This window comes from Candidatus Enterococcus moelleringii (genome assembly GCF_017377575.1).
In the GTDB taxonomy this organism is placed as follows: domain Bacteria; phylum Bacillota; class Bacilli; order Lactobacillales; family Enterococcaceae; genus Enterococcus_A; species Enterococcus_A moelleringii.
In genome coordinates this window covers 73,071-86,864 of sequence record NZ_JAFREM010000010.1, presented here as the reverse complement: position 1 = coordinate 86,864, position 13,794 = coordinate 73,071, and the positions used below count along the sequence as shown (strand labels likewise).

General features: G+C 41.4%; 10 protein-coding genes. 9 read left to right on the top strand and 1 reads right to left on the bottom strand.

Annotated elements, in window-relative coordinates:
* Window positions 1-15 precede the first annotated feature (15 nt).
* From pgmB to JZO70_RS05995, 3 genes are all read left to right on the top strand, one after another.
* Window positions 16-675: a beta-phosphoglucomutase gene (gene pgmB, locus JZO70_RS06005; protein ID WP_207672642.1), complete on the top strand. Its 660-nt coding sequence runs from the start codon at window positions 16-18 to the stop codon at window positions 673-675.
* 733 nt (window positions 676-1,408) lie between these two features.
* A complete protein-coding gene (locus JZO70_RS06000) occupies window positions 1,409-2,125 on the top strand; it encodes a helix-turn-helix domain-containing protein (RefSeq protein ID WP_207672641.1) in 717 nt (238 codons plus the stop codon).
* Window positions 2,126-3,604: 1,479 nt separating this feature from the next.
* Complete coding sequence (locus JZO70_RS05995) at window positions 3,605-4,168, top strand: homing endonuclease associated repeat-containing protein (RefSeq protein WP_207672640.1); 564 nt, start codon at window positions 3,605-3,607, stop codon at window positions 4,166-4,168.
* 572 nt (window positions 4,169-4,740) lie between these two features.
* Here the strand turns inward: JZO70_RS05995 and JZO70_RS05990 are convergent.
* Window positions 4,741-6,525, bottom strand: a complete 1,785-nt coding sequence (locus JZO70_RS05990; RefSeq protein WP_207672639.1) for a sigma-54-dependent transcriptional regulator — start codon at window positions 6,523-6,525, stop codon at window positions 4,741-4,743.
* Window positions 6,526-6,690: 165 nt separating this feature from the next.
* On the opposite strand from JZO70_RS05990, the gene JZO70_RS05985 reads away from it, so the two are divergent.
* The 6 genes from JZO70_RS05985 to JZO70_RS05960 all read left to right on the top strand — a co-directional run bounded on the left by JZO70_RS05985 (window position 6,691) and on the right by JZO70_RS05960 (window position 13,778).
* Window positions 6,691-7,932, top strand: a complete 1,242-nt coding sequence (locus tag JZO70_RS05985) for a four-carbon acid sugar kinase family protein (RefSeq protein ID WP_207672638.1) — start codon at window positions 6,691-6,693, stop codon at window positions 7,930-7,932.
* Window positions 7,933-7,942: 10 nt separating this feature from the next.
* On the top strand, window positions 7,943-9,097 hold the full coding sequence (locus tag JZO70_RS05980; protein WP_207672637.1) for an iron-containing alcohol dehydrogenase: 1,155 nt from the start codon (window positions 7,943-7,945) through the stop codon (window positions 9,095-9,097).
* A gap of 20 nt (window positions 9,098-9,117) precedes the next feature.
* Complete coding sequence (gene pdxA, locus JZO70_RS05975; RefSeq protein WP_207672636.1) at window positions 9,118-10,143, top strand: 4-hydroxythreonine-4-phosphate dehydrogenase PdxA; 1,026 nt, start codon at window positions 9,118-9,120, stop codon at window positions 10,141-10,143.
* Between the two features lie 134 nt (window positions 10,144-10,277).
* Window positions 10,278-11,444 carry a sialidase family protein gene (locus tag JZO70_RS05970; protein ID WP_207672635.1) on the top strand — a complete coding sequence of 389 codons (1,167 nt, stop codon included), beginning with the start codon at window positions 10,278-10,280 and terminating at the stop codon, window positions 11,442-11,444.
* 55 nt (window positions 11,445-11,499) lie between these two features.
* Window positions 11,500-12,408 (top strand): 4-hydroxy-tetrahydrodipicolinate synthase, encoded by a 909-nt coding sequence (gene dapA / locus JZO70_RS05965; protein WP_207672634.1) that lies wholly within the window; start codon window positions 11,500-11,502, stop codon window positions 12,406-12,408.
* 86 nt (window positions 12,409-12,494) lie between these two features.
* On the top strand, window positions 12,495-13,778 hold the full coding sequence (locus JZO70_RS05960) for an SLC13 family permease (protein ID WP_207672633.1): 1,284 nt from the start codon (window positions 12,495-12,497) through the stop codon (window positions 13,776-13,778).
* Window positions 13,779-13,794: the final 16 nt, after the last annotated feature.

Genomic DNA, 13,794 nt, shown 5'->3' with positions numbered 1-13,794 from the left:
TTTAAGGAGAAAAACATGATGACTGGATTTATTTTTGATTTAGATGGTGTGTTGACGGATACCGCCCAATTGCATTTTGAAGCGTGGCAAGCCTTAGGAGAAAAGCTGGGAATCTCGATTGACCAGACTTTTAATGAACAGCTAAAAGGGATCAGCCGCATGGACTCGCTGGAAAAAATACTTAAACGGGGTGGACAAGCGTCGGATTTCACTTCAGAAGAAAAAGAACAATTAGCAGCTGAAAAAAATGCTCATTATGTTCGATTGCTGGAACAATTGTCGCCGGCAGATCTGTTGCCAGGAGTTCAAGACTTTCTAAAAGCGGCATCCGCTGAAAAGATTCCTTGCAGTTTAGCTTCCGCCTCAAAAAATGCCCCAATCATTCTGGAAAAGCTGGCGATTGCTCACTTCTTTGACGCCGTTGTTGATCCGACGACGCTAACAAAGGGCAAACCCGACCCGGAAATCTTCTTGAAAGCAGCTGAAGCTCTCGGCTTTGAGGTTCATGAAGTCATCGGCTTTGAAGATGCGCAAGCGGGAATCGATGGCCTGAAGGCAGCAGGTATTTTTGCAGTCGGAATTGATCCCAGAGACAAACTTAAAGACGTTGACCGATTGGTGGGGTCTTTTGAAGAATTATCTGTAGATGCTTTAGTTGAGGAATTGGATCAGTGATGGTTTGAGCATTAGTGATGACTGGGTTTTCTTTTGATGGACTAATTAAGCATTCTACGATTTAACTTTAACCATTCACATAAAGCGCTATAGGTATAAAATATTTTGTTGGCGAAATCCGTCAATTCACTAAGCTTTTGTGGAGCTTAAGTGAGATAGGGGCTTTAATAAAATCCAATCTAACTTAAGGTGTTTAGATATAGAAACGAAGACCGCCTAGCATATATAGTTTCAATCATCATCAAGTATCATCTAAGATCCATTCAAAAACGTGCTGTTTTCCAGAAGCAGCGCGTTTTTTTGTTGCCGTTTAATCACGAATTGTCTCCCCCTATACACGGTTTAAGAAAAAGGCTCTTCTTAACACCTAGTTTCACTATCCTGGCTTTTATTTCAAATAAAATTCAAGAGAATATTTCCAAGAATCCTTCACTTTTTGACTCAGCTTAGTTCCTGTTTTTGTTTACGTTAAAAATAAATGTATCTGTTTTATCAGAAATGTTTACAAAAAAAGGGATATATATAACATTTGGGTTATATTGTTGGTTAGACTATTGATTTATTCGCCATAGTAATTTATGATTGTTGTGAAAAGTAGGGTTTTGACTGGATTATTCGGAACATTCCGGTCAAATCTTTTTAAAGTTTTAAACTAGAACATAAAAATCATTAAAGTTATTCATGGAATAGGAAAAGGGCGAAATGCTGCTTTTCTTCAAAGGGGGAAAGATATATGCGTCCAATTTTGATTTTAACTAAAAATTTATTGGCAGAACAAAAGTTGCAGGAGGACTTGCAGCACTTGAACTATGAAGTATTTTGTTCCATTAACATGCTAACGCAGTTGCGGAATAAACCAAATTATTTTCAAATAGTCCAAAGTTATCAGGCAATTATTTTCAGTGAAACATTAACCAATCAGGAAGTTAAGAAGTTGTTGATATTTGCTGAGCCAGAGGATAGTCTTTTGATTCGGAAGTTTATTCATGAACCATCAACTACGGAAAAAACAGAACTCACTGAAATGGGGCTTGACACCTGGATTTATCAAGGGCAATCATTGGATATTTTACGGGAACATTTAGTCAAAAACTTAATACGGTTCCAAGAAAATGAAGACAACGATCATTTTATTTCTTCTCCAAAAGTAAGCTCGCCGCAATCTTTGGAAGAATTTCAAAGCAGATTGACCAAAAGAGAGCTGAGCACCTTTAAGTGTTTGTTAAGCAGCGAGGGTGGTTTGGTTTCGCGGGAGTCGCTGTGCAATTATTTATGGAAGTCTGAACCAAACAATTCACGCCTCACCCAGATTTCCGTATTGATCAAACGTTTGAAGGCAAAGCTAAAAGGCGCAGGTTTTCAAGACGACCTGATCGAAACGGTCTGGGGTTACGGCTACCGGATGTCTCCTAAGTTGCTGGAATTTTATAACTATGAAACAGCAGAATGACTTTTCTCACGAGAAGTCATTTTTTTTGCGGGGAAATATGTAAGATGGCAACGATTGCCCTTATTGATGTATTTCGCCTCGTTTGTTCAATTTTAAAAAAGCTAATAATAGTTATAGGCATTCAAGCAGCCTGCTCTAACCTGAAAGATTATAAGTAGGTGACCCATACTTACAATGAAGGCACGTCGCGCAAGTAGCTTCAGCAGCATCATTTAAGGCGATGGTTGTGTGTGAGGAAGTTGGTTTAACCATGTCCGGCTTCCCTCCTTAATAACAGAGTTCAGCTATCGTCATAAATACTGGTAAATTAGGCATTATCACCTTTCCGACACAAGAGATTAGGGCAGGGACTTAATGCTTTTTCTTGTTCCCTTTTTAATTCTTCTTGTTGACTTCGTGAAAGGCTCGCAGTCGATCTACCCGTTCTTTTCGGGATTTTACAGGGGACAAGTTGCGTGCGACAGGTGCTGCGGGTTTAGTTTCCGTTGATTCTGCTTTGCGTTTTCCCTAGAATAAATAGGTGAGTTTCTTTATTCGGCAGTTTTCACGATACGGATTTGGTTAGTGATGACGTTGCTGAAGTTCACTTTCTTTTGTTTGTCTTCGCCTTCTTGTTCGATTTAAACCTGAATAATTTTTTTTCGGCCGGCGACTAAAAGATAACAGATCAGAAAAAGGAAAAAATACCTAAAGTTGAATAAATCGTATAGTGAATTTTACTTAAAATAATTTTGAGAGTGTTTTGACAATTTTCGATTTTGGGAGATAAAAGGGTATAAAAGTTGATATGATCACGTTTTTTTAGGTTGAATGTACTTAAAAATAACGATTACATCGGGAATCATGCGACCGTCTTTTTGGCTAAGTAATCAAAAAAAGAAGGATTCTCCTGACATAAATGCCAGGTAGAATCCTTCCTTATTGTTTAAGTTGGTATTTGTTTTTGTTTGAGAAGATCTGTAATATACTGTTTCGTTGAAATCATTAAAACTCATTTTTTGAATGGTTATTTAATATCTTCCCTAAAGAAACTAGCTTTGCAAAACGCAGTAAAAGTATGCGTCCAGTTTCCTAATTAAGTTAACCACAGCTTTACTATCCAATGACGAGAAGTTTCAAAAAACGAGGAGTAACCATGTATTTTGCTATTTCCATAAATTAAGCAATGAAGTATAATAAATGAGGATTACTTAATCTCTTTTAAGCGGAGGAAATGTTAAAAATCATTAGCTGAATATCTGTTTATTAACAATGTACATGACTTTTACATAGACATTTGTATTCGTTTCCATGAGGTGGTTTTTAGAATTTTCTGAGTCATTTGTTGAATGCAGGGGTGCTAGATTACCCAATGGCGCAAGAAGAATTATCAGGCAATTCTCACAAATGATAGGCCGGAAGATTATGAGATTATAGCAAATGCAACTACATATTTATTTAAACGTAATCCACTAAAAATATAGTAAGGAGACTTGATAAATGGAAAACGATTCTTCACAAGAAGCACTAAGCAATATAGAGCTGATCCATTTGGCTCGGAAAAAAGGAAGAAAAATGCGTCGTCCCTTGATGGAGAGTGAATTTGAATATGCTGATCTGGCAGTCAGTCGTTATGGCAGCTGGAAAAGTTTTTTACAAGCTGCTGGCCTAAAGCTTGATTATCCAGAGGACACTGTCAGTGACGAACATCTGATAATGCTTGTTCAAAAAAAGGCTGCAGAGCTAGGTAGATCACCAACCACAAAGGAGTTTGGCTATAGTTCATTGGCCATGAAACGCTATGGCAGCTGGCGTCATTTTTTGCAGGTTGCGGGTTTAAGAGACCGCAAAGCCATAAGTAAGATCAGCGATGAAGAGTTGATTGATTTAGTTATCAAACAATCAGCTGAGCTAGGTAAAGCACCCACCAAAAAACAGTTCGAACATGGTGACTTGGCAGTTGAACGCTTTGGTAGATGGACTTACTTTTTGGAAAGTGCGGGTATGTCTCCTCACGATGAAACATTTAGGAGATATTTGAAAAGAACTTTGTATTTGCGATAATTGATTATTTGAAAGAGCATGACTGGCGGATAACTCCTTTTAAGGTAATCATTTTTCCAAGAGCGTGAAAAATGAATTATATTGTCGTTGCGCATACCATCATGCTAAACGTCACGTACAGTTATCCAGATGCTAAGTTTCATGATTTCTCTCTCTCATAACAAACTGCGAAAAGCATGACTGGCAGCTAACTCTTTTTAAGGAATTCATTTTTCCAAGAGCGTGAAAAATGAATTATATTGTCGTTGCGCATACCATCATGCTAAACGTCACGTGTAGTTATCCAGATGATAATTTTTACGATTTCTCTCGCTCATGACAAACTATGAAAAGCATGACTGGCAAAAAAATAGCTAGCCGGTGGGTGGCCGGCTAGCAAGGAGTTAAAAATGAAAAAGTGTTAGGGTTGTTTGTTGGTACTTTTATAATAGTAGAAAAATATGATGGATTTGTGAACTTACGGTGCAGAAAGTGTTAAAGATCAGTTTTTCGTAAAATCAATCAAAAGAGCTAAGATGTCTTGAGGGCTTCCATTCGGAGGATTTCAAGGCTTTTTTATACTTGCTCTTCCGTTAATCCTCCTTCAAATAGCGCCAAAGGGTGGTCCGGCTAATCCCCAGCTGCTGGGCGGCTTTGGTTTGGTTCCCGCCATTTTGCTCCAGAATGTTCATAATGATTTCCTTTGTATAATCAAACAACGTCGGCTGTTCAATCGTATTTTGAAAGGTGAAGGACGCCAGCTTGTTGCTGGAGAAGTTTTGTACCAGACGTTCTTTTTTCAGCAGCACCGACACTTGATGCTCAGAAATGTAATGGGTAGTGGCATTGATCACTAGCTCCTTAATGGCGGATTGCAGCTGATTAAGATTCCCCGGCCAGTCATAGGCTAAAAATTCCTTGATGGCATTGGGGTCAAAGCCCATGATTTCTTTGTTGCATTCGATATTGATTTTGTTTAACAGCAGCGTGGTCATGGCACTGAGTTCGTTTTTGCGTTCCTTAATCGATGGTGCGTAGATATTGGCGCAATTCAGCTCCACCAACAGACGGTTATATATTGTCTGTTCACTGGAATGGTTCGTGTCGTAGGTGAACAGCAGCTGGTTTCTTTGCAAAAGCTTGGTGTTTTTTACAATAGCAATCAGGCGTTCCACATCCACTAGAGAAAGATGCTCCACGTGCTCGAACAAAAGGGTATTATTGGCATCTACTAAAGGCCCGTTTGAAGGGTTCACCAGAAACTTCCACATTTTTTCATCAATAAACTTAGCATCAATGGAGATCAAATTATTGTTATGACTTTCCTGATTTAAGTAGGCCTGGTAGGCGATGTTGGATTTAGCAGTTCCGGTTTCGCCGAAAATCAGGATGGCTCTATAATAGTTTTTGACCTTTTGCAGCTCTTCTTTGGTGCTTTCTTGGATAAATTTGGTGAACAATAATTTCGTTTTAAAAGCTTCCGCCACTTCGGCTCTATTTTGATACAGGATGCCTAGTCGATTATTAATAACGGGCGGAGTGGAAATTTTCACCACGCAACTATAGTAAGTAGCCTCATCGACTATGAAACGTTTTGTATGGAGGCTATAGATTTTGTTCTTAATAGTAGGATAAAATTGATTTTCCGGTTCTAACTCTTTTTTCGAGCTCAAGTATTTCAAAATTGTTTCCTGCAAAACAGTCTCCAAATTCGAAAATTGGACTTGAAAATGTTCATCAAAGACTAAGCATTCCTGTTGTTGGCTATTGATGCTTTGCTCAAGCACGGCTTTTTCCAGCTTCACTTTTTTTAAATATTGAGCAATCGTTAATGCCTCTTGATAGGCATGCTTGATACTTTCAAAACCAGAAGTAATCAAGATGGTGTTTAAGGACTTCGTCAGCGCCAGTCGATTGGTGATAGCATCGCATAAAATCATCCCGTAGTGCTCTTGGGCCAAAGTGTCCAAAATTTTACCGGCTTCTACCGTGTCATCCAGCGTAATGATTTTAATGGTGTAGCCTAAAATGTCGCACAGCAAATGGGCCTTCTCGGTAATACTGGAATACCCCACTATGGCAAAATTTTCCGTATAGTTCTCAGCTAAGCGGATTGCTCCGAGAATATCGTAAATGGAAATGGAAACATCAATTACCGGAATGGATACTGAACGGCGGATTAAATCAGCGGTCCCGCCGCGAGAGATAATGACATCATAGTCGTCCTGGTACAGCTGGGCAGCCAGTCGCTGACCTTCTTCCAGATCGGCAGTGTAAATATCTGATTGCACATCGCTAAATTGTTTACTGACAATATTCATAGAATTGTTCAACTCTTCGTAGGGGGCAATGCCCAATATCTTAACAGTCGCAGTCATATTTTTCCTCCTGGTGTTTCATATAGGAACAATTATAGCTGGTATAGCTTCTTAAAAGTAGGTTGATTCACAAATCGTTTCAAAATTAAACGCTTTTTTCTTTTTTTAAATATCCAAAGAGCAGTGATAGGCCTAAAATGAAACTATCAACAAGGTGGTGAACGAATGTTAAAACTATTGGTCATTGCAGATGACTTTACAGGAGCGCTTGATACGGGGGTTCAGTTTTCCAATCAAGGGATCAAAACCTTAGTCTCAACGGATACGAATTTAGATTATCGTGACGTGGATGAAGATGTGGAAGTCCTGGTGATGAATACCGAAAGCCGATATCTGAGTTTTGAGATGGCTTACCAGCAAATTAAAGCTATTATTGTAAGCGCTCAAAAAGTGAAAATTCCTCATATATATAAAAAGGTGGATTCAGCCTTAAGAGGAAACATCAGTGCTGAGATTAAAGCGGTGCAGGATGTGAGTCAGCAAACGGTGATTCCGTTTCTGCCAGCTTATCCTGAAATGAATCGGGTGCTGATAGATGGAAATTTGTACATCGATCAAGTGCTGGTGACAGAAAGTGTCTTTGCCGATGATCCTTATGAGCCAGTCACGGAAAGCAATGTACTGCGGCGTTTAAAACAGGAAGCCCAGATTGAGGCGCAGTTAATCCAAGGGAACACAATTCCGTCGGATGCCCACGGTCTGCTGGTGTTTGATGCTGAAACCGACGACACCTTGATTCAACAACTAGAAGCATTAGAGCAAGCGAACCTGCTGGGAATGTCCATCGGTTGTGCCGGCTTTGCTAAGGTGCTAGCCAAGCAGCTCTTTCCTAATGAACGGCCGATCAGCTATTCTTTAAAAGATCCGTTAGTCGTGATTTGCGGCAGCGTCAATCCGATTACCAAAAAGCAGATCGAACATGCGGAAAACAAACAATTTCCCCGCATTTCGCTAACTCCGCAACAACTGCTGAGAACGGGCTATTGGGAAAGCTCGGACGGACAGAAGGATTTAAACAGGTATCTAACCTTAATGGAGAAGCATCCATTGCTGATTTTTGAAACATTAAATGAAGAAACAACCAAAGGCATCACGGCTTACAGCAAGGAAAACAATTTGCCCTCTACGGAATATCGATTTCGAATTGGTCAATCGTTAGGGATTTTAACCCAAGCCTTGTGGTCAAAGCATTCAGAGAATACCTTCCTCTTTACCGGAGGAGATACATTGTTTCAATCGATGAAGGTGCTGGGGGTTAACACCATTGAACCCATCGCTGAAATCAGTCCAGGGGTGGTACTCTCCACCATTGAATGGAAGCAGAAAAAAAGACAGGTGATTACGAAATCAGGTGGTTTCGGCAACGAAGAATTATTTGAAGAAATCAGTCAATTAAATACCAAATAGGAGGAACAACATGTTAACAGATTACAGTTTAAAAATGCCTAAGAACATCAACGCCGGGGAACATGCTATTGAACAACTAGAAGGAATTATTACTCAAGCCAGTAAAATCGTCATTTTCACTGATAAAGGAATCTTAGCTACTGGTTTAGTAGATTTACCGAAAGCAATTATTGAAAAGGCTGGCATTGATTACACAATTATCTCAGACATTCCGGCTGAGCCGAATTATCATGAAGCCCAAGCCATGGTGGATGAATTCAAGAAAGAAAACGCCGACTTCATCATCGCTATCGGCGGCGGCAGCGTCATGGACGTAGCGAAATTATCATCGATCCTAGCTACTGACGAATACACAGTGAAAGACCTGTTGGATGATCCATTGTTGGCGAAAAAACAAATCACCAGCTTAATGATTCCAACCACCGCGGGAACTGGAGCAGAAGCAACCCCTAACAGTATCGTGGGTGTGCCGGAGAAAGACTTGAAAATCGGGATCGTGAATCCAGAAATGATTGCGGACTATGTGATTTTAGACAGCCGCATGATTAAAAACTTGCCGAAACCAATCGCTGCAGCAACTGGCGTCGACGCTTTATGTCACGCGATTGAATGCTTCACTTCAGCCAAAGCGAACCCTATCAGCAACACCTTCGCCTTAGAAGCGCTGGACTTGATCATGAACAACATTATTGAAGCATGTACCAATCCTGAAGCCTTGGATGCCAAGAGCCACATGCTGTTAGGTTCCTTCTACGCTGGAGTTGCGATTACTTCTTCAGGAACAACCGCGGTTCACGCGCTGTCTTATCCATTAGGCGGCAAATATCACATTGCCCACGGGGTATCAAATGCGATGCTGTTGACACCGGTAATGAAATTTAACGAACCAGCAATCAAAGATTTACTAGCTGTTGCTTACGACCGAGTAGTTAAGGATGGCGATAAGGATCTAGCAGTGGATGAAAAATCAGCCTACATGATCAGTAAATTAGAAGAAATTGTCAAAATTTTAGAAATCCCAACTAGCTTAAAAACCTTCAACGTACCAGAGGAAGATCTAGACGGATTAGTGGCAGCTGGGATGGAAGTTACTCGCCTATTAGTTAACAACAAACGGGAAGTAACTCCAGAGGATGCCCGCAACATTTATTTGGAAGTTATGTAAATAGAAGGAGTCTTGAAGCAATGAAAAAAATCGTCGGTATTACTATGGGAGATCCTGCTGGAATCGGACCGGAAATCTCATTGAAAGCTTTTCTAAAAGCAGATTTATATGATCGTTGCCATCCATTATTAATAGGAGACAAAAGTGTCCTGGATCATTATTTAGCGGAGCATTCAGAATTGGATGTAACGGTGAACCCGATCGAAAAGCCAATTGAAGGTAAATACGAGCTGGGCACGATTGATCTCATCGATTTGAAAGTTGTAGACATGAAGGACTTGCCAATTGGTGAAGTATCCAAGGTCGGCGGAAATGCGGCTTTCCAATACGTGAAAAAAGTGATTGAACTAGCGTTAGCTAAAGAAGTGGATGCTACTGTGACGAATCCTTTGAACAAAGAAGCTATGAATGCGGCGGGTCATCATTACGCGGGTCACACGGAAATTTATGCTGATTTAACAGGAACTGATAAATATACCATGATGTTGGCTGACGGCAACTTGCGGGTAGTGCATGTTTCAACCCACGTTTCATTGCGGGAAGCCTGCGATCGTGCGACTAAAGAACGCGTGTTAGATGTGATTCGGATTGCTGATACAGCTTGTAAAAACTTAGGGATCAAAAATCCGCGGATTGCAGTAGCAGGATTGAATCCGCACTGTGGGGAAAATGGTCTGTTCGGTCGGGAAGAAATTGATGAAATCAATCCAGCAGTTGAGGCTGCCAAGGCAGAAGGGATTAACGCTGACGGCACACTGCCAGCGGACACTGTCTTTTCTAAAGCTAATGGCGGCATGTACGATATCGTTGTTGCTATGTACCATGATCAAGGCCACATTCCATTGAAGCTTTTAGGCTTTGTCTATGATCAGAAAACGGCTAGCTGGGAAGCAGTGAAGGGTGTCAATATCACCTTGAACTTGCCGATTATCCGAACTTCCGTAGATCACGGTACGGCTTTTGACCAAGCTGGAAAATGGACTGCCAGCGAGTTAAGCTTGGAAAACGCGATTGATTACGCGATTCGTTTAGCTGAAAATTCTTAAAATAAATTTGCTAGTTTTCCCGCTGCTGATTGAAGCTGGCAGTGGGGAGCTTGGCAGCCAAATGGGACCCATTTGCAATTATTAAGCAAGCGCTTAATGAAGAATAAAAATTGATATAGGGGGATTTCAAAAAAATGGCTACAAAATTACCTAGTGTACGGGCATCAGAACCAAACGGTGTCGTCTATCGTGATGAATTTTTGAACGTCGATTTTGGACTTATTCCAACCGGCGGTAACAACACCGCCCACGCACCAACGTTAATTGAAACCAACGACGGCGGCATGTTATGCGCCTGGTTTGCCGGCAGCTTTGAAGGCAGCGGCGACATCTCCATCGTAGTATCAAAACTAGATCCTGAGACCCAAGTGTGGTCAGTACCAGTGACTGTTTCCAAAGGCGAAGACCGCAGTGAACAAAATCCTGCCTTCTTTAGAGCACCGGATGGCCAAATTTGGTTAATTTATACTTCGCAAGTAAGTCGTCAAGAAGGTAAAGACAATATGCAATTTACCTCTATCATCATGGTTCAAAAATCAAGTGATGAAGAGGCAACTTGGGGCGAACCGGAAGTATTATTCGCTAACGAAGGCACCTTCTCCCGCCAAGCGATTCAAATCTTAAGCAATGGCCGCTGGATTTTCAGCACCTGGTTGTGTGAAGACTCGCCGGATGGTTTAACTAATGACCCGACAGAATTCCAAGTATCCGATGACCAAGGTCAAACCTGGAAAGCAGTACGGATGCCAGACAGCAGAGGTCGAGTTCACGCCAACGTGGTGGAAGTCGAAGAAGGACATCTGGTGGCCTTCATGCGCAGCCGCTTTGCCGATCATGTGTACTCAAGTGAGTCCCTTGATTTCGGTGACAGCTGGAGCGTACCTCAAGCTACAGTCTTACCAAATAACAATGCCAGTGTCAGTGCCATTAAGTTGCAATCGGGTGAAATCGCTTTAGCCTACAACGTAAATGCAGCTAACAATGCTGAATTCGGTAAAGTCGCTTGGCCGGGATTGCGTAACCCAGTAGCTGTTTCGGTAACGGAGGATTTTGGTAAAACCTGGCCTATCGGTCGAGTGTTTGAACCAGCAGAAGGTTACATCGGGATTGAAAATAAAACCAATAACTCGCAGCACGAATATCCAACCCTGTATCAAGATAGCCAAGGCATCTTGCATCTAGTTTATGCCTACAAAAATCGTCTTTGCGTCAAATATGTCCGCTTTACAGTGGAAGATCTGTTTGGTGAAAAACGTGAAGCAGAAGGCTTGTACAACCCAACCTCTGGTGAAGGGGTATAAATAAACCACTATTCGACAAGTGTAAGTAAAAAACAAAAAAAGAGGAGCGATTTGAATGAAACAGACAGAATTAAAAGGAATTATTACCCCGATTTTAACACCAATGCATGAGGACGAAACGATTAACGTAGAAGAGCTGCGGGCCCAAGTAGACCGGATGATCGAAAACGGGATTCACGGGATTTTCCCATTCGGTACTAATGGTGAAGGTTACATTTTAACGGCAGAAGAAAAGAAATTAGTGGTGGAAACGGTAGTAGATCAAGCTAACGGTCGCGTGCCAATCTATGCTGGAACTGGAACCATCTCAACTAAAGAAACAATTGAGCAAAGCAAAATGGCTCAAGCAGCTGGCGCAGATGTATTATCAATTATTACACCTAGCTTTGCGGCAGCCAGCCAAGAAGAATTGTACACTCATTACAAAACAGTTGCGGAAGCAGTGGATATGCCAATTGTTTTGTACAATATCCCAGCACGTACTGGCAATGCGCTGGCACCAGCAACAGTGGGACGATTAGCAGAAATTGAAAATATTATTGGCGCGAAAGATTCTAGCGGAAACTTCGCCAATATTCTAGGCTATATCGATGCGGGTAAAAAGAAAACCAACGGCAAATTTTACACCTTGTCAGGTAACGACCAGCTGATTATTTGGACATTGCTAGCTGGCGGAACTGGGGGTATTGCTGGCTGCGCTAACGTATATCCACAAACAATGGCTTCAATTTACGACTTATTTATGGAAGGCAAAATTGAAGAAGCGAAACAAGCCAATGAAAGTATTCAAAGCTTCCGTGCTTGCTTCAAATACGGCAATCCAAACACCATCGTGAAAACAGCGACTCGTTTGTTGGGACACAATGTGGGACCTTGCCGCGCACCATTCAACCAAGTGCCGGAAGAAGGCATTGAAGCGATCAAAAAAGTGCTAGAGGAAAACAAAGCCAAAGGCATGAAGTAAGACTGTGTTACCGGGTGGATAGAATAGCTTCGGCTGTTCTATCTACTTAAAAAAGGGATGTAAAAATAAAGCTCTAGGGGGATATTATGACTATTCAAATGATTATTGCTTTAGCAATCACCGCTTTGATGATTGTTTTAATAATGATTGATAAACTACCGTTCGGTGCGCCGCCATTGTTTGCCTGTCTATTATTAGTTATTTTTGGTATTACCGACATTTCGGGAGCCTTTGCCGGGTTCTCCAATTCTACTATTGTTATGCTGGCAGAATTTATGGCAATTATTGCGGCCCTCCAGAAAACCAATTTCATTGTGGTCTTCAAAAAGGCAATGTTTTCGATGACCAATAAGGGTGGATTTAAATCCTACGTACTGATTATCTTAATTGTTATGTTAGGCTGCAGCTTGTTCGGAACAGGTTCAACTGCTTACTATGTATTGACAATTGGTTTGCTTTCAACCTTGCCTTACAGTAAAAAACTTCCGCCATCCAAGGTTATTATGACTGCTGGATTTGCGGCGAATCATCCGCTGATTCCTTTTAACACCGCGTTACAGTATGGAATTGTAACCGCTGTTTTGGGAGCGGCAGGTCAAGCAATTAATGTTTCTGTGTTTAAATTTGCTATTGTCAACTTTTTCTTATCGATGGGTTTCCTATTAAATTGTCTGATTCAGTACAAATTCTTGCCGGATCATCCGATTAAAGATGATGACACGGAAGATGTCAGTCCCGCTGAAGGTGAGACTGCTTCGTTGTTGCCGCAATGGAAACAAAATGTAACTTATGGAGCCTTTATCTTTGCGGTTGTCGGTATGCTGCTGCAAAGCCGTATCGGTGATGCTGGTTATGCGATGGCCGGTCTATCAGTTGCTGTTATTCTAATCACAGGCGTTCTTGATTTCACTGAAATCAGAGATGCGCTAAGTGCACCAATCATCCTGATGTCAGCCGGTGTTATTGGTGTGGCGGATGCTTTGGGAAGTACTGGGTTAACGAATCTAGTTGGTGAAACTGTTGCCGGCGTGTTGGGTACTAACGTGAATCCGTTCATCATGATTTTCGGATTCTGTATTTTAACTAGTCTTTTGGCTACTTTAACCGGTTCAACTATTGGTACGGTGTATGTATTTACGCCGCTAGCGATTGCCGTATGTACCAGCTTAGGTCTAGATCCAACAGCTGCAGCTTGTGCGATCGTAATTTCCGGCTGGTGTGGCCACTTCCTGCCAATCGACGGAATGCCGGCCATGATCTTAGGATATGGGAAGTACTCGGCCAAAGAGTTCTGGGTCTTTACCATACCGCAATACTTCATCCGATTAATCGCCCTAACTGTTGGCGCATTAATCATGTTCCCTATGTAAAAAAATCTGAATAAGA